Here is a 20,949-nt window from a genome sequence, read left to right on the forward strand (position 1 = left end):
TGGGAATGACGCGATTTAGGATTGCTTTTCTGTTGATCGGATGCCTCTTTGTAGTCAGTGCAGCAAATGCACTTCCGGTCGATTCAATTGGCACAACCACCAAAGACGGAAAAAAATACACCCGGCACGAAGTGGAATCCGGCGAAACCTGGTATGCTATCGCCCGGCAGTACGGGGTAACGTTTGCCGAACTGAAGCTGGCAAATCGCGGAAGTTCCGACCTCCTGAAACCGGGACAGGTACTGCTGGTCCCCACCGGTAAATCCAAACGAGGAATTGAACGGAAACACGACATAGAACCGGTACCCAATACTCCGGATGCACAGCCCCAATCACCAGCATCTGCCGTCACCCAAATACATACGGTGGGCGCAGGTGAAACCTTGTATGGTATTTCCAGGAAGTATTCGGTAAGTGTTGACGACCTGAAGAAGTGGAACAAACTAAGCAGTAACAGCCTCAACAAGGGTCAGAAACTGGAGATCCGAAAGAGCACCACGTCGACGGCTCATCCGGTTGTCGAAACGATCGTGCCGGAACAACCGGTACCGGAAAAACAGCGTGTCCCTGAACCTGTCGTTTCAGTCCAACCGATGCCCAGGCCGAATCAGGAAGTGGAGTCCGAGGTAAAGCCGAAGACCGATGCAAGACCCGTCCCGGAGCCGGATTACGCTTTCACGAATGGACGAAAGAAAGTGACCGAACAGGGCATGGCGGGATGGGTTGGCGACGAGGATATCAATCCCAACCGTTATTACGCTTTGCACCGCAGTGCACCGAATGGTACCATTATCCGGGTCACCAACCGGATGAACAATGCAAATGTGTTTGTGAAAGTGGTCGGACGATTGCCGGATTCCGGTGAGAACGAAGGCATGATCATCAAGATTTCCAAAGCCGCGGCCGACAAGATGGGCGTGATCGACCAGCGATTCCAGGTTGACCTCCTCTACGGAATTCAGGAGAAGTGAGTTCTTTCAGGGACGAAACCGTTCCCGTACCACATCCAGGAAGCTGTTTTGTATCTCCGGTCCGCCGGCAATGATCTCGGCACCGTACAACGGGTTATCCTCGCCCGAAAAATCCGTTACGATCCCGCCAGCCTCCCGTACCAGCACGATCCCGCCTGCGACGTCCCACGGGTTCAATCCATATTCGTAAAAAATTTCGAACCGGCCCGCTGCCACATAGGCAAGATCAGCCGCTGCAGACCCCAGTCTGCGTAAACCCCGCGTATGACGCATACAATGATCGAAGACTTCCATGTAGGGCTTCATTCGGTCATAATCGTGGTAAGGGAATCCTGTAGCGATCAGCGAATCCGCCAATGACGGGACGTTCGAAGTCCGGATCGGTTCTCCATTCAGATAGGCGCCATTGTCGGCTGAAGCATAGAAGCACTCGTCCAGGTTCAATTCATGAACGACTCCTACAAGGCCTTTGTTTCCGTCGAACAAGCCGATGCTGATACAATAGCAGGGGATACCGTGGATGAAATTGGTAGTGCCGTCGAGGGGGTCGATGATCCAACGAAGTCCATTTCCTTCATCGGTACGTGTCTTTTCCTCCGTCAGGAATCCGGCATCCGGCAGGATGTCCGCCAATCCGTCAACCAGCATACGCTCAGCTTCTTTGTCCACATACGAAACCAGGTCGTTATGTCCTTTCTTTTCCACACGGTCCGCGCGAAAGCGCTTACGTTCCTGTAGAATGAACTGACCGACCTTTCCGGTCAGACTGGTAACCGCACTGCATACCAGTTGGAGGTCCTCACGCATGTTGCTTCGGGCGGTCTCGCCGGATAAGGGTAAGCAAGGTCAGTCCGGAAATGAAAAGCAATACAGAAATAAGCTGCGCCTGCGTAAAGGAAATACCGGCAACATGGTAGAGGGAATTGACACGAATGGACTCGATGGCGAAGCGCTCCAGGCCATTCAGGATGAGGTACCATCCAAACACCTGTCCCGGTAAGCGCAGTCGTTTTCGGAATGCCCAAAGCAAAAAGAAGAACCCAATGCACAAAATGCTTTCATAGAGTGGCGTAGGAAATACCGGTTCCGGTAATTCGAAACAATGCCTGCCGGTACATCCGGGGATGGGTACACCTTCCTTGAGAACATTGTGTGGATAGGTGGAGGACCAGGCCCAATCCGGAATGAAACTCAGCCAATCGGGCTTTGGTGCATGATTGACGATGCCCCAGTCCCCATCGCCGGCCAGTTGACAACCGATACGGCCGGTACCATATGCCAGCATCAGACCGGGAGCGGTCGCGTCGCATAATTCCAGGGGCGGAATGCCTTGTTTTCGGCCATAATACAACACCGCTATCGCACCGACGATCAGACCTCCATACATCGTAAGTCCGCTGCCGCTGAAGATCATATCAAGCGGATCCTGTAGGAAGGCATGCCAGTACTCAAGTATATGGAAGAGCTTGGCGCCAACCAGTCCGCCAAGCGCCGCCATCATGGTCAATTCAGTGACCTGCTGATGTGGATATACCGTTTCTTGAATGGTTTTTGGAGCGGGTAACTGGACTCGCTTTTTTTCCCGGTACTTCAGATAAGCGAACAACAATCCTCCGGCAATACCTCCAGTCCAACTCCCTTTTAAAGAAAGCAGGATCCCGGGAGGGTCCTGCAAAAAGGCGCTGCTGTCTGAAATGATCAGCAAGGCTTTGGCACCCAAAATGAAACCGAAGAGCCCGTTGGAGGCCAGTTCCGAAAAGGAGGCGGGGGTTCCGATCACCACTGTCCGTTTCACAGGTTGCAAGCGGCCTTCACGTTCTTTTCGTTTTAGTTCCAGACCAAGTGTCCAGGCAGCCAGCGCAAAGCTGATAGCGACGAGCGTGCCGAACGAAGGGGGGAAACTGAAATCGAAATGGGTGCCGAACAGTTCGTTGAAGAGGTCGCTGATGCCTGGATACATGTGAAGTAGGGGTGCTGATCGTCAGCGACGGTGGGTGAGGAGGTCAGGAAACATGGATCAATGCTTCTACATTCCGGCACATCAGGCAGGGTGTACCATTGGGATCAACTTCTCCAAGTTCGGTGGGAACAACCGTATTTACCGCAGCCGCTGCAAAAGGAGTGCTGACCCGGATGTAATTATCGGTATAGCCATGCATCCTTCCATTCACCTGCTCGGCCTCCCAAAGGATCGGGCGTGTTTGTCCGATGAACGATTCGATGAACGAACGGTATTTTTTATCGCCCAGATTACGCAACTGCCGTGTACGATCTTTTCGAATTTCCATCGGCACTTTCCCCGGCAGGGTAGCCGCCTCCGTATGATCACGCTCCGAATAGGTGAATACATGGAAATACGATACCGGTAAGCCATGCAGGAAATTGAACGTTTCCATGAATTCAGCTTCGCCTTCCCCCGGAAAGCCGGTGATCACATCAACGCCGATGGCCGCATGCGGCATCAATTGCCGGATCGCTTCGACTCGTTCAGTATACAAGCCGGTCCGGTAACGACGTTTCATCGCTGCCAGGATCTTATCAGATCCCGATTGCAACGGCAGATGGAAATGTGGAACAAACCGGGTCGACTGCGCGACGAACCGGATGATCTCGTCCCGCAACAGATTGGGTTCGATCGAGGAGATACGGAAGCGGTCGATCGCTTCAACTTGCTCCAGAGCCTCCGCCAGTTGGAGGAAATGCTCGGGTCGCTCTGATCCGCCTCCTTCGAGGTGACGCAGCCCGAAATCACCCAAATTGACACCCGTCAGGACCACTTCCCGAATGCCCGTTGCCGCGAGGGCCTTTACACGGGCAACTACGTTGTCGATGGTATCGCTTCGGCTATGTCCACGTGCCAGGGGGATGGTACAGTAGGTGCAGGGGTAGTCGCAGCCATCCTGAACTTTCACGAAAGCGCGGGTACGGTCGCCGGCCGATTCGGACGCGATGAATCGTGTCGCGTCGCTTACCTCGCAACTGTGCACCTGAGTAGAACCTGATTTCTTCAGATCGTTCAGGTATGCGGGTAAGTTGAACTTTTCGGTTGCACCCAGCACCAGGTCGACTCCCGGGATGCGGGATATCTCCTCGGGCTTCAGCTGCGCATAACATCCGATGATGGCGACAAACGCGTTCGGGTTTCGCTGTAAAGCACGACGAACGAGAGTCCGACATTCTTTGTCGGCATTCTCCGTAACGGAACAGGTGTTGATCACATAGACATCCGCACCGGAATCGAATTCGGTTTTCTGAAAGCCGGCATCGCGTAGCTGCTTGCCGATCGTACTGGTCTCGGCAAAATTCAATTTGCAACCCAGGGTGTGAAATGAAACGCTCGGCCTCCGATTCATGGGTCGCAAAGGTACGAAACGGCCAATGCATCGAAAAGCTGTTAACTGCTTGTTTTTCAGTCGTTCAGAATAATCTCACGTCCACCCGGATACGTTTAAAACTGCTGATGAAAAGGAACCATCCAATACGCCAACTGCTATAACTTGAGGACCCTATGTTGAAGTGCTTACTTCGAAAGACTCCTTTGCTCGGACTCATGGTCGTGCTCCTGGAGGCCTGCAACCCGACCGGTAATGGTTCGGATGGCCGACAAGTCTTTCGTTTCAACGATGCCAGCGGGATCCTGACACTTGACCCTGCCTTCGCGAAAGACCAATCGCATATTTGGGCATCCATGTTGTTCTACAACGGCTTGGTTCGATTCGATGACCGGCTAAGGGCTGTTCCCTGTATCGCCAATTCCTGGGAAATCCTGGATAGCGGCACAACTTATCGATTCCATCTTCGAACCGATGTTTTCTTTCATGCTGCACCGGAACTGCCGAAGGAGGCAGCCGGCAGAATGGTGGTCGCTGATGATTTCGTTTACAGCTTGCACCGGCTGACGGATCCGGCTGTTGCATCTCCCGGCCGTTGGGTGATGCGCCCGGTCGATCAGGACAGCTCGGGAACCCACCTGAGCATCACCGCCGAAAACGACTCGACCCTGTTGATTCAGCTTCGGCATCCTTTCCCGCCATTTCTCTCCTTACTGGCCATGCCGTATTGTGCGGTAGTTCAAAAAGAGGCGGTTCAATATTTCGGAGCCGACTTCCGAAGTCATCCCTGCGGGACGGGGCCTTTCAGGTTGTTCCTTTGGAAAGAAGGCGTCCGGCTCGTTGCCTGGAAAAATGACCGTTATTTTATCAAAGATGATTCCGGGCACGCGTTGCCTTACCTCGATGCGGTGGAGATGCGATTCATCAACGACAAGCAGAGCGCATTCATCGAATTTCTAAAAGGTAACCTGGATTTCCTCTCCGGACTGGATCCAAGCTACAAAGATGAACTGCTCACCCGCGATGGGAAATTGCAGCAACGTCATCAGGGACGTTTTCAACTCGAAACATTGCCCTATCTGAATACCGAGTACCTCGGGATATTGGTCGATACCAATGTTGTCGGTATGCGGAACAATCCGCTTTTACATCCCAAAGTACGTCAGGCGCTTGCTTACGGATTCGACAAACGTCGGATGATGTTGTTCCTGCGGAATAACATGGGTACTCCCGGCGACTATGGCTTCATTCCACCCGGACTTCCAGGCTTTGACTCGACAACCGGCTATCGGTTCGATCCCGATCGGGCCAGAGCCCTGTTACGGGAAGCCGGCTTCCCGGGAGGCAAAGGGATACCGGAAATCGTTTTGGGAACAACTTCTTCGTATCTCGACCTGACGGAGTACATCAAGAGCCAGTGGGAGGATTTAGGCTTACGCATCCGTATCGATATCAATCAGGCTGCTGTTCACAGAAAGCTGGTGGCGGAGCAGAAGCTTGGCTTCTTCAGGGGATCCTGGATTGCGGATTATCCGGACGCGGAAAACTATCTCTCGCTGTTTTACAGCAGGAATGCTGCTCCCCGAGGCCCGAATTACACGCACTTCCATGACCCGGAAACCGATCGTTTGTATGAACAAGCCGGCAGGACGATTGACGACAGCCTACGGGCGAAACTCTATGCTGAAATAGATCGAAAAGTCATGGAAGCCTCGCCGGTCATCATCCTGTACTACGACAAGGTGATACGGTTACGGCGAAATAACGTCGAAGGTCTTCCGCCAAATTCGATGAATCTGCTATTGCTGGACCGGGTTCGGAAATCAGCGATGCGGTAATACCAACTGACAACTGATCGGATAATGATCCGACAAGGGTTCATCGCGGTAAGTGTCGTAATCCCACGACTTCAACCGTCGGTCGTGGAAGATGTAGTCGATCCGGAAGGAAGGAAAGATACCCGAATAGGTTTTCCCGATTCCACGTCCACTTTCCCGGAACGCATCGGTCAGATCGTCTGACAAGATGTGAACGGCATAGGAGGAAGGGGTATCGTTAAAATCGCCGCAGACGATCACGGGATAGGGGCTGTGCTGAATGGAATCGTGTAACACTGCTACCTGGTTGGCGCGTTTTACAAAGGCACGTTTCAACCTGCGCAGTATGCTCAAGCCTCCGGAGATCTCGTCTTGTTCGACTTCTTCATTCCCGAGATTACGGATGAACTGATAATCCTCCCACCGAAACCGAATGCTTTCCAGGTGTGTGTTGAAGACCCGCAGCGTATCATCTCCGACCCGGATATCCGTGAGCAGGAAAATGTTGCCACCTTTTTTCTTGAAATGCACCGCTTGCTGTCGGACAATCGGGTACTTGCTGAACGTCGCGATACCCCAGTGATGCGTTTCCCTTAGCGTGACGGTATATTCCACGTGGGCAAAAGTCGTATTCAGTATCCGGTAGATGCTATCCGTATTGTGATAGTTTTCTTTCGGATCGTCGGACTGATAGTACTCCTGAAAACAAACAATGTCCGGAGAGGATCGTTCCAGATACCGGAATATGGCTTGTCGCGTTTCCTGGTTATGGAACCAGTTGTACAAGTTGAACAGACGGACATTGAACGACATGACCTTGAGCGATCGATTACGATCTGCTAAGGCTGGCTCATCCTTTCCACCAAAAGGAAACTGATACATGCCGAATAGTTTTCCGGCCCCCAGAAGCAGTAACGCGAGAGAGAACCAGTATCGACGACTGTGGGCAAGTTTCCAACCAAGGAAAAATAGAAAATTGACCAGATAGAGCGTTCCGAAAGCGAGTCCGAACAATGCAAGCCACCAGACGGAGGCCGGGCTCACCCATGCCGCAACGAAAGAAAGCAGCAGGCCGATACCTGCCAGTAGGTTGAGGAACCAGAAGAGTCTTTTCAAAATACCGCCGGTACGCGGAACAGAGGCGCCACTCACGACTTAAAGAAACAAAATTTGCCTGACAATCACGTTAGCTGTCTTTGCTTGCATGGAATAGGAACTCCTGTTCCTCTTTCGTCAGACTGCCATAACCGGATCGGTTGATCTTGTCGAGGATCTCGTCCAGGCGTTCCTGTTTCGATTTCTTGTCGGAAAGGAAATCATCGTCGGACCGACGATACTTCACTTTCATCCTTCCGGTGCCTCCCTTTCGAAAGAACATTCGCTGGAGCCAGGCACTTAAGTCACGGCCCGACTGCAATTGCCGGATATAGATGAAGCCGAAGAACGCGCCTCCCAGGTGGGCGATGTGACCGCCGGCATTGGAGCCGGAAATATTGATGAGGTCCAGTAGAATAGTGATGAGCGCGATCCACTTGAGGCGTACCGTGCCGAACAACAGCAATTGGATCGGATAATCCGGAAGCAAGGTAGCGGTCGCGATGGTGACAGCCAGTACACTGGCCGAGGCTCCCAGGGCAAACGAATCCCGGACACCATCAGCAAAGAGCGGAAAAACATTGTAGAACACGATGTAAAAGACGGCTCCGCTCAATCCGCCGAGCAAATAGGTACCGAACAATTTCGGAGCGCCCAGGTACTCCTGAAAGATCTTTCCCATCCAATACAACCAGAGCATGTTGAAGAGCAGGTGAAAGAAATCCCAATGAAAGAACTGATAGGTCAGCAGGGACCAGGGTTTGACCACCAGTACCGGCAAAGCTGCCGGAACCGCCAGCCAGCGTGATGCAGTGGCGAAGTCCAGCATCGGATGCAGGAACAATGCTGAGAGGCTATGGACCAAATGCAGGAGGATGAACAGCGCGATATTGACCATCAACAGCCGCTGCAAGAGGTCCGCCGACCGAACCTGGTTTTGCCACATATCCTTCCAGCCAGTACTCATCTCAGGGTATCAATAACGAAATTTCCGACGGTTCCGGTTCCGCCAGAATTGAATCAGGAGGAATCCGGTGATCAGTCCGCCAAGATGCGCGAAGTGTGCAACGTTGTCGCCCCTGACATTGGCAATGCCGGAAAACAATTCGATTGCGCCGTAAAGAATCACGAAGTACTTGGCTTTGATGGGTAACGCGAAATAGATGTATATGACATTGTTTGGAAACAACATCCCGTAGGCCAACAACAAACCGAAGACACAACCGCTGGCACCAACCACCAGGGGGGCGTTCATGATCAGGTTCTCCAGATCCTTCACGTACCCTACGCTGTAGATCATGGCCTTCTCGGGGTCGGCTGAATACTGCACATTGAATTCTTCAACGAATGAGCGGATCGAACTTTCCACTTCAGCGGACCAATACGTATGGAGTAAGGGACTGTGCAGGAGTGTCTCGAGGTTCTCAACGGTAGGGGATTGTTGGTAGGTTTCAAAGAGCGCTTGCAGCGGCTGCAGTTCGAAATAGAACAACCCGTAATGACAAAGTGCCGCGCCGACACCCGTCAGCAGATAGTAGGTGAGGAACCTACGGCTTCCCCAAACCTGTTCGATCGCCGTTCCGAACATCCAAACAGCGAACATGTTGAAGAAGATGTGGGCAAACCCACCGTGCATGAACTGGTAGGTGATAAATTGGAAAAAACGAAAATCGGAACCACCCCAGTAATGAAGACCGAGAATACTCGTCAGATCGATTCCCTTGTTACCGAGTACGATCGTAGCGAGAAACAGAAGGCCATTGATGATGAGGATATTCTTGACCGCCTCCGGCATGAGGCTGAATCCGGAAGGACGTTGGTAGTCGTTCATATCAGTGCTCGGTCGATTTTTTCAGTTCAGCGGAAACGTCCACGAAGTTCCTCCTGGGAAATTCTCACGATGCAGGGCTTCCCATCGATGCCCATACCCGGATTCGAACACCGGAACAATGCTTCAATAAGTTCCTGTCGCTTTACGGGTGTTAACTCACGGCCAGCTGGAATTGCCAGTGAACGTGCAAGGGCCCTGGCCAGTTGTTCTCGTACCGGTTCGGTAGGATCCGGATGAAAGTGCTTCAGGTTCTCCAGGATGTGCTCCAGTACGGATTGTTCGGTACCGCGTTCCACGCCAACAGGTGTTGCCTGCAGGACAAAAGCGCTACCGCCGAATGATTCCAACATAAAACCGAACCGGCGAAGGTCAGCCAGGTGCTGGGCTAGTAACTCGGCATCCGCGGTCCGGAACTGTAAATGAACCGGAAAGAGTTCCTGCTGGCTTCCCTGAATGGCCTCCTCAGGCCGGTTGAGGAGTTCCTCGAAAAGGATCCGTTCATGGGCAGCCTGCTGGTCGACCAGGCAAAGTCCGCCATGCATCGGGAAAGCCAGGTAACGTGAATCGATGCTGATGATCTCGCCGGTCGCGGGAGCCATTTCATCGGATGCTGTTTCGCTTGTCGCGGCCGCGTCTGGGAACAATTCAGCAGGATCCGGGATCAAGGAAGCCTGAGCAACGGCAACCTGATCCAGTCCTTCGTACATTTTCTCCCAGCCGGATGTCCGGATACGGTCACCGGATTCTTTGAAGGGGTTGTAACCGGTATTGACGGTGATCCCGGGAAGGACCGGCGGACGGTGGTTCATGCCGCTCGGAACATCGAAGGATGTCTCCCGCTCAAAATCCAGCGAAGGCGTTACGCTGTATTGACCCAGCGCGCGCTTCACCGCTGCCCGTACGATGGCGTAAACCGACCGTTCGTCTTCGAACTTGATCTCGGTCTTGGTCGGATGGATGTTCACATCGATCTTTCCCGGATCGATTTCGAGGTACAACCAATAGGAGGCATACGCTTCCCGGGGAAGGAGGGACTCAAAGGCATTCGTGACCGCATGGTGGAGGTAACCGTCCTTGATGAAACGACGGTTGACAAAGAAATACTGCTCTCCGCGGGTCTTACGCGAAAACTCGGGCTTACCAACAAAACCCTGAATGTTCAGAAGGGTGGTCTCCTCCTGAACCGGTACCAGGCGTTCGTTATAGGGCTGCCCGTAGAGGTTGACAATCCGTTGTCGAAGATTGGATGCGGGAAGCTTGAAGACTTCCAGACCATTCTGGTTCAGTGAAAATGCGATAGACGGCTGAGCAAGCGCTACCCGCTCGAACTCGTCGATGATGTGTCGCGCTTCGACAGGATTCGACTTGAGGAAATTCCTTCTTGCCGGCACATTGAAGAACAAGTTCCGGATGTAAAAGGTGCTACCGGCCGCTGCGGTTACAGGCTCCTGGGAAAGTATTTCGTTCCCGTCAATCTGGAGACGGGTACCCACTTCATCGTCGTGCCGTCGGGTCTTTAGTTCGACCTGCGCCACGGCAGCGATGGAGGCAAGGGCTTCACCGCGAAACCCCATCGTGCGGATATGAAAGAGATCGTCGGCGGAGCGGATCTTGGAGGTAGCATGCCGCTCAAAGGCCATCCGGGCATCGGTGGCACTCATGCCGCAGCCGTTGTCGGTGACCTGGATCAGGGTCTTGCCGGAATCCTTGACGAAGAGATCGATCCTGGAACTGCCGGCATCGATCGCATTTTCCAACAGTTCCTTCACTGCGGAAGCGGGACGTTGAATGACTTCACCTGCTGCAATCTGGTTGGCTACGGTGTCGGGAAGCAGGCGGATCAAGTCGGGCATACGGTCATGCAAAAATCTGCCTAAAGGTACGTTTTTCGCGTTTGTTGTTGAAAAACAAGCCCAAATTTCAAAACAACCGGTGCCCTGAAACGTTGCTTATTCAGAGAAAAAAATCTAATTTGATGAGCGAATACTTGGTTATGGAAAAAACACGCCGTTTGAATAAATCGGAAGCAGGCTATCATCTCTTGCAATTACTATCCGCTGTTGATGGAAAATTCACGTTGGAAGAGGACCTGGTCATCCGAAAGTACCTGGTGGAGAATTACCCCTTCCACGTTTCACTCGATGGCGCGATCGAGCACCTGAGCGCTCTTCATGCCGACGATTATGTGCTGCACTTCCAAAAGTGTATGGATGATTTCTATTCCGATTCCACCCGAAAGGAACGGATCGAGTTCCTGGACTTTGCCACCCAATTGGTGAAGGCGGATAATGAGGTCACCGGCAAGGAAAATACCTTCCTCAAGATGCTCTTCAACTCCTGGGACTCCGAAAACGAAGGTCTCTGATCAGTTGCTTAGTGCTTTAAGCGCTCTTTGAAGACCTTTTTGAATTTTTCCACTTTGGGAGCGACTACAAACTGGCAATACGGTTGGTCACCGTTTTCCGCATAGTAATCCTGATGGTAATCTTCGGCAGGGTAAAAAGCCTTGAATGCCGATATTTCCGTGACGACCGGATCGCTGAAGACCTGCTCATCGTTCAAACGTTTCTTATAGGTTTCCGCGATACGCTGTTGCTCTGCATTATGATAGAAAATGACCGAACGATATTGCGTTCCGATGTCGTTGCCTTGTCGGTTCAGTTGGGTGGGATCGTGTGATACCCAGAACGCTTCCAGTATTTGGTCGAAGCTTAATTTACGCGTGTCGTAAACCACTTGTATGACTTCCGCGTGGCCGGTTCTTCCGGAACAGACTTCCTTGTACGCCGGATTCCTGATCTCTCCGCCGGAATATCCGGAGACTACGTTCACAACTCCATCAAGCAGTTTGTATTGAGCTTCGGTACACCAAAAACAGCCACCCCCGAGCGTGGCAGTATCCAGGAATTCGGGGGGCACGCTTGTTACATCAGACATAACCGGGGAGGGGGTATTGCGCTGGCCGCAGGCAGCCAGACTGAATAATATATAGGTGACCAAGATAAGTGTTCGCATGTCCGGATGTACGCGCTTCCACGGGGTTCGGATTGTTTGGGATTTGTCGGAGAGCGTGATTTATGAAAGATTAACAACCGACCGAATCCCTATTCCTGCACCACCGTCGCCCAACCTTCCGCGTAGACCTTGCGTTCGTCTTGCTGATCGGTTACCAGGAAATGATATCGACCGGGTTCTGTCAGGGTGAATGCCGCCATGCTATACCTGGCCGTGGGTTTTAAGGCTAACAGCCGTTCGTCTATCCACTCCTCTTTCCCATCCTGACTTCGGTTAACGGTATACTTGAAACCGAAGCCCGGTTGCATCATGGAGTCGGGTTCAAGCGAGAGATAGACCAGCACCTTTGCTCCCTTGTCGCCTGCCAGTACGAATTTATCCTTGGCTGCGGCAGGTTTGGGAGTTCCATAGGAGAGGGCGCTGGCGGCCGAAAGCTGGTCCGTAATGGTCACCTTGGTGACCTTTTGCGACCAGGCGACCTGAGCAGCGAAGAGCCAAAGAAAGCTAGTCGCTACAGCCAGATTTCTAAATGAATACTTTTTATAATCTCTCATAATACACTCAAATCTAATGAATAAAATCAATTTAGTCAAGTGCTCGTACGCTCGGTCTTATACCGGAAACAACTGCATTCACGAGCGAAAAGGTACCTGCAGGTGTCTCCAATTCTTCCCGTTCCAACTGAGTGTCGATGGAAGTCAATCCTGTTCCTTTGAACAAGTCTTCCACTTCATTCGGCTCAAATAATCGAAACCCGAAACTGGCGAAGGGTAATTGTTGCATACTTCCGGCTGTCCGGAATCCAAGCAGCAACTGGCCTCCGGGCTTTAGAAAACCGGACAATCGCTTGATCAGTTCCGACGGTTCAGGGAAGAAATAGATGAGGTTCATGGCGATGACCAGGTCATATTGCACATCGGATTGCCAGTGCAGGATATCGCCTTGTTGCACGCTGGCCAAATCCGTCTTTCCCAATGCTTTGATCCGTTCGTGGGCATCCCTGACCATTTCCTCACTTAGATCCAATCCCTGATAGGTCGTAGCATTCCCTAATGCCAGGAACTGGTCCATGTACCAGCCATTTCCACACCCAACCTCCAGGACGCTGCCGATCGGGTTCTCCGTCATCCGGCGAAATAAGAGTGCGTAGAGCCGCTTATTACCCTTACTCATGAATTCTCCCACTGCTTTGGCGTGATCACCATGCGGGGAGCGAAGCTGGCTCGCGAGCGCTTCAGGATCCAGCTCTTTCATGAAGGCTTTTGGATAAAAACAAATAACCGAATATGCCGGATAACAGGCTCGCTACCAGGATGGCGATCTTGGCTTCAACGATCTGCCCAGGGTCACGAAAGGCCAGCAAGGCGATGAATATTGCCATGGTGAAACCAATTCCCCCTAACATCCCCAATCCGGCCAACTCCCGGAACCGCGTTCCAGCAGGCAACTGACTCAGACCGGTAGTGACTGAAAGCCAACTAAACAGAAATATGCCCACCGGCTTCCCTACTACAAGTCCGAAAATCACCCCAAGCGCTATCGGATCCGAAAGATGCGTCACCATCTCCGACTTGATCGGTAAAGCGGTATTCGCCAGGGCGAATAGTGGCATGATAAAGTAATTGACGGGAGTATGCAGCCGCTCTTCCAGTCGACTCAGGAGGGGAGGACCTTTCCGGGTCTTGTGCGGAATACAAAGGGCAAGCAATACTCCGGCGACGGTTGCATGTACGCCGGATTGAAGGACACAATACCACAAAACAAGGCCGGGGATCAGGTACTTCCAAAGGGAGTTGATACCGCTTCGGTTCATTATCATCAGCAACAACAGCACTGCAGCGGCATAAGACAGGTACGTAGTCGAAAGATCGTGTGTATAGAAAACGGCGATCACACCAACGGCCCCCAGATCATCGACAACAGCCAGTGCGGTGAGAAACACCTTCAGGGATAAGGGTACGCGGTTACCAAGCAGTGATAAGACTCCCAGTGCGAAGGCGATGTCGGTCGCCATGGGAATGCCCCATCCCGAAACACTCGGGGTTCCGGCGTTAAAAGCAGTATAAAACAAGGCAGGAGCGATCATGCCGCCAATGGCTGCCATCACCGGCAGGGAGGCCTTTTGAAAGCTCGAGAGTTCTCCCACCAACAATTCCCGCTTTATCTCCAACCCGACCAATAAGAAAAACACGGCCATCAGTCCGTCATTGATCAGCCATTCGACACTGACGGTGTGGTGTATGCCCGGTATCGATAAGGGTAATTCAGCATGGAACAGATGAAGGTACGCTTCACCGACCTCGGAATTGGCCAGCAGGACTGAAAGAAGAGTACAACCGATCAGCAGGAATCCGGAAAATTGCTGTGACCGGACGAATAACCGGAATCCGCTACTGATCCTGTAGAAAAGGGGCGCTGTGTTTTTCGACACGGAATTGGATTTCCGCGAAAAGATACGATATCCTGTTCAGGTGTTACTCTACCCAATCCGCAATGAAGAGGTTCGTGTCGTGTGTCCCTCCATTGTTACGATTGGATGAAAAGATCAGTCGCTTCCCGTCAGGAGAAAACATGGGGAACGCGTCGAAATGAGGATCGAAGGTGATCTGTTCCAATCCGGTACCGTCCAGTTGGATCATCCACAGGTTAAAACTGTACCCTTTCCGAACGTGATTGCTCGAAAAGATGACGCGCTTCCCGTCCGGCGAAAAGAAAGGCGCCCAATTCGCTCCGCCCAGCGAGGTCAGTTGCTTCAATTCACTACCATCGGCATTGCAGACATACAACTCCATATTCGTCGGCATGACGAGGTTTTCCTGAAGTAACTGCTTGTAGGTGGAAACTTCTTCCTCGGTCTTAGGCCTGGAAGCCCGGAAGATGATCTTGCTGCCGTCCGGTGAGAAGAACGCCCCGCCATCGTATCCCAATTCACGCGTGATTTGCCGAACATTCCCGCCGTCAATATCCATGACGTAAAGGTCGATGTCTCCATTTCGTGTCGAGGTAAAAACAATCTTATCGCCCTTGGGACTGACGGTTGCTTCGGCATCGTATCCCGGTTCGGTGGTCAGTTGTTTTCGGATCTGTCCTTTCAGATCAGCCATGTAAATATCAAAGGACGGATAAAGTGCCCATACATACTTGTGGTCCGCACGGGGTGCCGGCTTGGGCGGACATTCCTTCCCAGCACCGTGCGTGCTGGCATAGAGAAAAAGACTGTCGCCCGGCAGGAAGTAGGAGCAGGTGGTTCTCCCCAAACCAGTACTCACCAGGGCTGGTTTGAACGGTTCGATCGCCGAGGAAAAGATCTGGTCACAGCTTGCATTCCAGGCCGGGTTGGTTGCCTGGAAGACAATGCTTTTGCTGTCAAAACTGAAATAGGCTTCCGCATTGTCGCCGCCAAAGGTTAGCTGACGGATGTTCGACAGGTGCTTTTCAGCGGAATAGTGGGTAGTGGTGTCGGCCGGTTCCTGGCTATGAACATGCTGTTGTGCACGAGCGGTAGTCATCATGCCTGAAATTATCCCTGCCGCTATGGCTATTTTCTGAAGGTTCATCGTGCTGACGTTGTGTGGAACTGCGAACATAGTACAAGGGAAAAGTAGAATCGTCAGTTTATCATCATTTTGTAAAACACGTTAATGTGCGTTAAATCCGGCCTCCGGTAGGTAAAGTCCCTAGTTTTGCAGGGTATCCACAAACCCATGAAGCTCTACACCAAACTCTTATCCGGCCTTGCAGGGATTCTCCTGCTGTCCGGCAACTATGCCTGCAAACAGGCTGGATCGACCGAAACTGCGAATATCCGCGAGGATGATTTCCTGGTGCAATGGTTGGATTCCAGTGTACGGCCTGGCGACGACTTTTTCAAGTTTGCCACCGGCAATTGGCTAAAGAACAATCCGATTCCCGCCAGTGAGCGTCGTTGGGGTATTGCCAACCTGGTGCGCGACGACAACTTCGAAAAACTTCGTGGCCTTTGTGAGCAGGCAGCGAACGATCAGGCTGCACAACCCGGATCGAATACACAGAAGATCGGTGACTTCTGGGCGACCGGAATGGATTCCGTCAAAATCGATCAACTCGGACTAAAGCCGCTCCAGGAGGAATTGGGGTTGATTGATCAGGTCCGAACAAAGGATGATGTGCTTCGGTTGGTAGCCCGGCACCAACAATTCGCGGGGTCGCCCATGTTCGCGTTGGCAATTTACCAGGATGAGATGAATTCGTCCCGGTATTCCCTGCACCTTTATCAGGGTGGAATCGGTTTACCCGACCGCGACTACTATTTCAATTCAGACTCACGGACCAAAGAAATACGTGCGGCGTACCTTGATCACTTAGGCAAGATGTTTCGCCTGATGGGAGAGGAGCCGGCATTGGCTGACCGTCATGCGAAAACAATCATGAAGCTTGAAACCGATCTGGCCCGGGCATCCCGTAAGTTGGAAGACCTTCGTGATCCCTATGCGAACTACAACAAGATGTCGCTGGCTGAAGCCAATGCGATGTCGCCGGGTATCGACTGGAAATCCATGCTCGACAGCCTGAACATTCAGGGTATCGATACGGTCATCGTCGGGCAACCGGAGTTTTTCAAGGCGCTGGCCAATAACCTGAAGACCGCTTCCCTGGAAGACTGGAAAACCTATCTGCGCTGGAACCTGATCAACTCCTTCGCGGCAGAACTAGGCGGCGAGTTTGACCGGCAAAATTTCGCGTTCTATGGAACCGCGCTCACTGGCGTTCCGCAGCAACGTCCACGCTGGAAACGGATCCTTGATCAGACGGAGAACTTTCTCGGCGACGCCTTGGGACAGCTCTACGTACAGCAATACGTTTCAGCCGGCATGAAAAAGCGGTACGAGGATCTCGTTCACAATATGCTGGATGCGTATGGTGCAAGAATCCGCCAGCTCGATTGGATGTCGGATGCGACTAAAAAGAAGGCTGAAGAAAAATTGGGACGTATAACCAGTAAAGTCTGCTACCCCGATAACTGGAAAGACTACAGTTCCATGCGCATCTCCCGTGATTCTTATCTCGGAAATGTCATAAACGCCCGAATCTGGCAATACCAATATATCGTCGGGAAACTCTACAAACCGGTTGACCGGAACGAATGGGAGATGACTCCGCAGACGTATAATGCTTACTACAACCCCAGCAACAACGAGATCGTCCTGCCTGCTGCACAGTTTCTAATTCCCGGTTTACCGGATTCCCTGGCCGATGACGCGATCATTTATGGCTATGCCGCCGCTTCGACCATCGGACATGAATTGACCCATGGATTCGACGACCAGGGTCGGCAATTCGATGCGGCTGGCAACCTGAAAAACTGGTGGACAGCGGAAGACTCCGCCCGCTTCACCCAACGTGCGAAACTCATCATCGATCAATTCAGCAACTATACCGTCCTGGACAGCCTGCATGTGAATGGTGAGGCTACACTCGGCGAAAATATCGCAGATCTTGGCGGCGTAGTGATCGGTTTGGAAGCGTTCAAGAAAACGGAGCAATACAAGAAAGGCGAGAAGATCGATGGCCTGACGCCCATGCAGCGTTATTTCCTGGGCTACACTTTAGGGTGGTTGGGACATTCCCGTGATGCAAGTCTTGCTAATCAGGTCATGACCGATGTTCATGCTCCGAACTTCCTCCGGGTAAACGGCCCGTTCAGCAACGTTCCTGAATTCTACGAGGCCTTCGGCATCAAGCAAGGCGATCCGATGTGGCGCCCGGATTCGCTTCGTGCAAGCATCTGGTAACACGGTAGCTACTTCAAAGCGAAAGGCCCGGTCATGTCCGGGCCTTTGCTTTTTCCGGAAATCGTTTGGCCCACTCCTCGCGACGAATGGAATAGATCAGCTCATCCATCACCCGGTCATGTTTGATGAGCGTACCCTTCAACCTAGCCTCCAGTTCGAAACCGTTTCGCGCCAGCGCTTTGGCGGAAGCCAGGTTGTGCGGAAACGGAATGGCAAAGAGGCGACTCAGATTCGAATGCGTAAAGGCATGGTCGACCAGCTTGCCGATGGCTTCTGTGATGATGCCCTTGCCCCAAAATGGTTCACCCAACCAATAACCGACCTCTGCGTTCATGCGGTTGATGTCGGATGCCGGAAAATAACCGATCGAGCCGATCGGCTTACCGTCCAGCTCGATGGCGAAGACGGTAGAAGGCGACTGCTGATTGACGCGCTGAATGAACCGAACCGCATCTTCCCGGTGATACGGGTGGGGAAACATGTCGCGCATGTTATCGGCGATCTTCCGGTTGTTGGCCAGACTGGCGATCGCATCGGCGTCTCCCAGATCGAATGTTCGTAGGCGGATCATCGGAATGGTGTGTTTTCGTAGGCGAGGGAATGATAAAGAGCAGTACGTGCCCTGAGGGCAATCAGTCACCCGCTGCTTACGACGGTTGTAATTTCACTGGCAAGTTAATCAAACCCGCACCCATGAAAAAACTGACACATTTGATCCCGATGAGCCTCCTTTCCTTAAGCCTGGTTTTGGCACTACCGGGATGCCAGTCCGGCGCTCAGGAAGAAGGAGCAACTAACGCCAATCAGTCAACCGAGTCCACACCCGTGGAAGGTGGCCAATCCACAGTAGAAGATGATGTCTCACAGCCTAACGTCGTGAAAGTGGCGGTAGGGTCAAAGGACCATACCACATTGGTCGAAGCGGTAAAGGCCGCTGAACTGGTCGACGCGCTCTCGAACAACGGCCCGTTCACGGTATTTGCACCTACCAATGATGCATTTGCAGCCTTGCCGGCCGGCACGGTGGAAGGTCTCCTAAAACCTGAGAATAAAGGGAAATTGACGGACATACTTTACCATCATGTCATCGTTGGAAACATGAAACAGGAAATGTTCCGGGATGGCCAACAGGTAAGCATGTTTGCAGGTGGATCGTGTAAAGTAACCGTAGGGGCTGATGGCAAAATGACCATCGACGGCGCGAATGTGCTGGCATCCGTTCCGGCATCAAACGGGATCGTACACGTGATCGATAAGGTACTGTTGCCGTCACAATAAGCGTAAAAGCATACGGTTTCAGTTGGATAGCCTGCTCTGGAAAGAGCGGGCTTTTTTATGGCCGGTCGCTAATAACCAAAAACTTTCAGATCGAATTCGATTCGGTCTTCGGACAACCGCCGGGGATCATCGATCGCCACCACCGCCCTGTACTGACCGCTGCGGATCAGGATCGCGTCCCAGCTTTTTACGGGTGCCGCGGTCAGTTCATGCTCCCCGTCGAAAACGCGAAAGCTGATACCGGCGAAGGCTGATTTAAGCTCCAGCTTGATGCGCTTGGCAGACGGAAGATCAAAGCGATATTCCTTCGCATTTAACTGACGATCGAGTGTGCCCATGAAGCCGTTCAGTACGATGCCTTCCGCATTGGTCCCATACGGGACTTTGCGATACACCGTCTGCCCGATAGTGTCGCGCAGGATCATGAATTGCGGATCAAGCGAATCCAGGATGAAAAAATACTCCAGTGGATCCGGTGACCAATTATGGACTTTCAGATAGAGTGTATCACGACCCATCAGTCTCCATTCGCCTTGCGCTTCACTGGCGACTAACGATAACCGACCATCTGGCTGCAGATAGAACCCTTCGTTGTTCAGGAAATTCTGCGAATCGACGCTCCACAAGCCCGTTAGGAAATTGTTCATCAGCGCAGTGGTATCGTTCGTTGCCGCTTCGGTTTGCTCGCTTTCCTGTCGCGGTTGTTGACAGGAGAACAAGAAGGACAACAACCAGCCGGCGAATACCAGGGTAGTCCAAATCGGTAGCGATGAGCTGCGGGAGGAGGGTTGGTTCATACGATCAGAAAGGCATTCGGGCAAGGGGAGCGGTTTCAAGTCCGGTAAAACGACCTGCTTCGAAGAGAAACGAGCCTCCACAAGCGATCATCGCGGCATTGTCAGTACAATATTCGAATGGCGGTATGAAAACCTGCCAACCTTCGCGTTCACCCGTGAACTGGAGTGCTTTCCTAAGTCCAGAATTGGCACTTACGCCGCCGGCAATTGCAATACCCCGTATACCGGTTTCCCGGCTGGCCAACACCAGCTTTTCCAGCAGTATCGTAACAATCGATTGTTGCAGGGAGGCACAGATATCGTCCAACCGTTCCTGTTTGAATGATGGGTGGTGCTTCTCCTGGTCACGTAGGAAGTAAAGAAAGGCGGTCTTTAATCCGGAAAAACTGTAGTCAAGTCCGGGAATCCTGGGATGCGGAAACTTGAAGCTGTCCGGGTCTCCCTTCGCAGCATGCTGGTCGATCAGAGGTCCTCCAGGATATGGCAATCCGAGCAACTTGGCTGCCTTATCGAATGCTTCACCGGCGGCATCGTCTTGCGTTTCTCCGATGACGCGCATCTCCAGGGGATCATCCACCCGGACAATCTGGGTATGTCCGCCGGATACTGTCAGACAGAGAAACGGAAAGGAGGGAACCGCCTTATGCTCTCCGGGCTTCTTCAGAAAGTGCGCAAGGACGTGTCCCTGCATATGATTAACTTCCAGGAGCGGAATATCCAGAGCAAGGGCAAAAGATTTGGCAAAGGATACTCCAACCAATAAGGCCCCCATCAAACCCGGACCTCGGGTAAATGCCACCCCAGAAAGTTGATTTTTAGTTATATTTGCGAGGGTCAGGGCCTCTTCGACCACCGGAACAATCTTTTGTTGATGTGCCCGCGATGCCAGTTCCGGAACGACGCCACCGTACTTCCGGTGAATCAGCAACTGGTTAGCGATCACATTGGACAGAACGGTTCTTCCCTGAATAACCGCGGCACTTGTCTCGTCACACGACGATTCTATGCCTAGTATGAACTGGGGTTGGGAAGGTGTCGACAC

20 protein-coding genes are annotated in these 20,949 nt (G+C 52.3%); 5 read left to right on the top strand and 15 right to left on the bottom strand.

Going from position 1 to position 20,949, the window contains the following annotated elements:
* Nucleotides 1-5 precede the first annotated feature (5 nt).
* Nucleotides 6-971: a LysM peptidoglycan-binding domain-containing protein gene (locus IPJ96_08850; GenBank protein MBK7910453.1), complete on the top strand. Its 966-nt coding sequence runs from the start codon at nt 6-8 to the stop codon at nt 969-971.
* Between the two features lie 6 nt (nt 972-977).
* On the opposite strand, the gene IPJ96_08855 is transcribed toward IPJ96_08850, so the two are convergent.
* The 3 genes from IPJ96_08855 to mtaB are packed head-to-tail and all read right to left on the bottom strand — an operon-like array spanning nt 978 to nt 4,324.
* Entirely contained in the window at nt 978-1,778 is an 801-nt protein-coding gene (locus IPJ96_08855) for an inositol monophosphatase (protein ID MBK7910454.1), read from the bottom strand.
* A complete protein-coding gene (locus IPJ96_08860; protein MBK7910455.1) occupies nt 1,771-2,931 on the bottom strand; it encodes a prolipoprotein diacylglyceryl transferase in 1,161 nt (386 codons plus the stop codon). The genes IPJ96_08855 and IPJ96_08860 overlap by 8 nt, the downstream gene beginning before the upstream one ends.
* Nucleotides 2,932-2,974: 43 nt before the next feature.
* The gene (gene mtaB, locus IPJ96_08865; GenBank protein ID MBK7910456.1) at nt 2,975-4,324 is read right to left on the bottom strand and encodes a tRNA (N(6)-L-threonylcarbamoyladenosine(37)-C(2))-methylthiotransferase MtaB; all 1,350 of its coding nucleotides are present in this window, start codon (nt 4,322-4,324) and stop codon (nt 2,975-2,977) included.
* A 155-nt stretch (nt 4,325-4,479) separates the two neighbouring features.
* Between mtaB and IPJ96_08870 the strand changes: the two genes are divergently transcribed.
* Nucleotides 4,480-6,141 carry an ABC transporter substrate-binding protein gene (locus IPJ96_08870; GenBank protein ID MBK7910457.1) on the top strand — a complete coding sequence of 554 codons (1,662 nt, stop codon included), beginning with the start codon at nt 4,480-4,482 and terminating at the stop codon, nt 6,139-6,141.
* Here IPJ96_08870 and IPJ96_08875 read toward each other — a convergent pair.
* Genes IPJ96_08875 through mutL form a run of 4 tightly spaced genes read right to left on the bottom strand, consistent with a single transcriptional unit; the run spans nt 6,127 to nt 10,899 of the window.
* Nucleotides 6,127-7,272: an endonuclease/exonuclease/phosphatase family protein gene (locus IPJ96_08875; GenBank protein MBK7910458.1), complete on the bottom strand. Its 1,146-nt coding sequence runs from the start codon at nt 7,270-7,272 to the stop codon at nt 6,127-6,129. The two genes, IPJ96_08870 and IPJ96_08875, sit on opposite strands and share 15 nt — an antisense overlap.
* A 34-nt stretch (nt 7,273-7,306) precedes the next feature.
* A complete protein-coding gene (locus IPJ96_08880) occupies nt 7,307-8,182 on the bottom strand; it encodes a rhomboid family intramembrane serine protease (GenBank protein ID MBK7910459.1) in 876 nt (291 codons plus the stop codon).
* Nucleotides 8,183-8,191: 9 nt separating this feature from the next.
* A complete protein-coding gene (locus tag IPJ96_08885) occupies nt 8,192-9,046 on the bottom strand; it encodes a rhomboid family intramembrane serine protease (GenBank protein ID MBK7910460.1) in 855 nt (284 codons plus the stop codon).
* 26 nt (nt 9,047-9,072) lie between these two features.
* Complete coding sequence (gene mutL / locus IPJ96_08890; GenBank protein ID MBK7910461.1) at nt 9,073-10,899, bottom strand: DNA mismatch repair endonuclease MutL; 1,827 nt, start codon at nt 10,897-10,899, stop codon at nt 9,073-9,075.
* A gap of 140 nt (nt 10,900-11,039) precedes the next feature.
* On the opposite strand from mutL, the gene IPJ96_08895 reads away from it, so the two are divergent.
* A complete protein-coding gene (locus tag IPJ96_08895; GenBank protein MBK7910462.1) occupies nt 11,040-11,411 on the top strand; it encodes a TerB family tellurite resistance protein in 372 nt (123 codons plus the stop codon).
* Nucleotides 11,412-11,419: 8 nt separating this feature from the next.
* Here IPJ96_08895 and msrA read toward each other — a convergent pair whose 3' ends face one another.
* From msrA to IPJ96_08920, 5 genes are all read right to left on the bottom strand, one after another.
* A complete protein-coding gene (gene msrA, locus IPJ96_08900) occupies nt 11,420-12,061 on the bottom strand; it encodes a peptide-methionine (S)-S-oxide reductase MsrA (protein MBK7910463.1) in 642 nt (213 codons plus the stop codon).
* Nucleotides 12,062-12,150: 89 nt separating this feature from the next.
* Entirely contained in the window at nt 12,151-12,615 is a 465-nt protein-coding gene (locus IPJ96_08905) for a hypothetical protein (GenBank protein ID MBK7910464.1), read from the bottom strand.
* A 31-nt stretch (nt 12,616-12,646) separates the two neighbouring features.
* Nucleotides 12,647-13,315, bottom strand: a complete 669-nt coding sequence (locus IPJ96_08910) for a class I SAM-dependent methyltransferase (GenBank protein MBK7910465.1) — start codon at nt 13,313-13,315, stop codon at nt 12,647-12,649.
* A complete protein-coding gene (gene nhaA / locus IPJ96_08915; GenBank protein MBK7910466.1) occupies nt 13,296-14,492 on the bottom strand; it encodes a Na+/H+ antiporter NhaA in 1,197 nt (398 codons plus the stop codon). Before nhaA ends, IPJ96_08910 begins: the two co-directional genes overlap by 20 nt.
* Before the next feature lie 43 nt (nt 14,493-14,535).
* Nucleotides 14,536-15,618, bottom strand: a complete 1,083-nt coding sequence (locus IPJ96_08920; protein ID MBK7910467.1) for a PD40 domain-containing protein — start codon at nt 15,616-15,618, stop codon at nt 14,536-14,538.
* Between the two features lie 147 nt (nt 15,619-15,765).
* Between IPJ96_08920 and IPJ96_08925 the strand changes: the two genes are divergently transcribed.
* Entirely contained in the window at nt 15,766-17,832 is a 2,067-nt protein-coding gene (locus tag IPJ96_08925; GenBank protein ID MBK7910468.1) for a M13 family metallopeptidase, read from the top strand.
* A 31-nt stretch (nt 17,833-17,863) separates the two neighbouring features.
* On the opposite strand, the gene IPJ96_08930 is transcribed toward IPJ96_08925, so the two are convergent.
* A complete protein-coding gene (locus IPJ96_08930; GenBank protein MBK7910469.1) occupies nt 17,864-18,403 on the bottom strand; it encodes a GNAT family N-acetyltransferase in 540 nt (179 codons plus the stop codon).
* 149 nt (nt 18,404-18,552) lie between these two features.
* Here IPJ96_08930 and IPJ96_08935 point away from each other — a divergent pair, with 149 nt between their 5' ends.
* Complete coding sequence (locus IPJ96_08935; protein MBK7910470.1) at nt 18,553-19,110, top strand: fasciclin domain-containing protein; 558 nt, start codon at nt 18,553-18,555, stop codon at nt 19,108-19,110.
* Between the two features lie 68 nt (nt 19,111-19,178).
* Here the strand turns inward: IPJ96_08935 and IPJ96_08940 are convergent, their stop codons facing one another.
* Nucleotides 19,179-19,907 carry a hypothetical protein gene (locus tag IPJ96_08940; protein ID MBK7910471.1) on the bottom strand — a complete coding sequence of 243 codons (729 nt, stop codon included), beginning with the start codon at nt 19,905-19,907 and terminating at the stop codon, nt 19,179-19,181.
* A gap of 4 nt (nt 19,908-19,911) precedes the next feature.
* Nucleotides 19,912-20,949: a tRNA (adenosine(37)-N6)-threonylcarbamoyltransferase complex transferase subunit TsaD gene (gene tsaD, locus IPJ96_08945; protein MBK7910472.1), complete on the bottom strand. Its 1,038-nt coding sequence runs from the start codon at nt 20,947-20,949 to the stop codon at nt 19,912-19,914.

The sequence above is a fragment of the Bacteroidota bacterium genome, from assembly GCA_016713765.1.
In the GTDB taxonomy this organism is placed as follows: Bacteria; Bacteroidota; Bacteroidia; order AKYH767-A; family 2013-40CM-41-45; genus Pollutiaquabacter; species Pollutiaquabacter aromativorans.

What these genes read in the sequence shown, in the direction of transcription:
- IPJ96_08850 (MBK7910453.1), top strand. Translation starts at nt 6, where the DNA reads ATGACGCGATTTAGGATTGCTTTTCTGTTGATCGGATGCCTCTTTGTA.
- IPJ96_08855 (MBK7910454.1), bottom strand. Translation starts at nt 1,778, where the DNA reads ATGCGTGAGGACCTCCAACTGGTATGCAGTGCGGTTACCAGTCTGACC.
- IPJ96_08860 (MBK7910455.1), bottom strand. Translation starts at nt 2,931, where the DNA reads ATGTATCCAGGCATCAGCGACCTCTTCAACGAACTGTTCGGCACCCAT.
- mtaB (MBK7910456.1), bottom strand. Translation starts at nt 4,324, where the DNA reads ATGAATCGGAGGCCGAGCGTTTCATTTCACACCCTGGGTTGCAAATTG.
- IPJ96_08870 (MBK7910457.1), top strand. Translation starts at nt 4,480, where the DNA reads ATGTTGAAGTGCTTACTTCGAAAGACTCCTTTGCTCGGACTCATGGTC.
- IPJ96_08880 (MBK7910459.1), bottom strand. Translation starts at nt 8,182, where the DNA reads ATGAGTACTGGCTGGAAGGATATGTGGCAAAACCAGGTTCGGTCGGCG.
- IPJ96_08885 (MBK7910460.1), bottom strand. Translation starts at nt 9,046, where the DNA reads ATGAACGACTACCAACGTCCTTCCGGATTCAGCCTCATGCCGGAGGCG.
- mutL (MBK7910461.1), bottom strand. Translation starts at nt 10,899, where the DNA reads ATGCCCGACTTGATCCGCCTGCTTCCCGACACCGTAGCCAACCAGATT.
- IPJ96_08895 (MBK7910462.1), top strand. Translation starts at nt 11,040, where the DNA reads ATGGAAAAAACACGCCGTTTGAATAAATCGGAAGCAGGCTATCATCTC.
- msrA (MBK7910463.1), bottom strand. Translation starts at nt 12,061, where the DNA reads ATGCGAACACTTATCTTGGTCACCTATATATTATTCAGTCTGGCTGCC.
- IPJ96_08905 (MBK7910464.1), bottom strand. Translation starts at nt 12,615, where the DNA reads ATGAGAGATTATAAAAAGTATTCATTTAGAAATCTGGCTGTAGCGACT.
- IPJ96_08910 (MBK7910465.1), bottom strand. Translation starts at nt 13,315, where the DNA reads ATGAAAGAGCTGGATCCTGAAGCGCTCGCGAGCCAGCTTCGCTCCCCG.
- IPJ96_08920 (MBK7910467.1), bottom strand. Translation starts at nt 15,618, where the DNA reads ATGAACCTTCAGAAAATAGCCATAGCGGCAGGGATAATTTCAGGCATG.
- IPJ96_08925 (MBK7910468.1), top strand. Translation starts at nt 15,766, where the DNA reads ATGAAGCTCTACACCAAACTCTTATCCGGCCTTGCAGGGATTCTCCTG.
- IPJ96_08930 (MBK7910469.1), bottom strand. Translation starts at nt 18,403, where the DNA reads ATGATCCGCCTACGAACATTCGATCTGGGAGACGCCGATGCGATCGCC.
- IPJ96_08935 (MBK7910470.1), top strand. Translation starts at nt 18,553, where the DNA reads ATGAGCCTCCTTTCCTTAAGCCTGGTTTTGGCACTACCGGGATGCCAG.
- IPJ96_08940 (MBK7910471.1), bottom strand. Translation starts at nt 19,907, where the DNA reads ATGAACCAACCCTCCTCCCGCAGCTCATCGCTACCGATTTGGACTACC.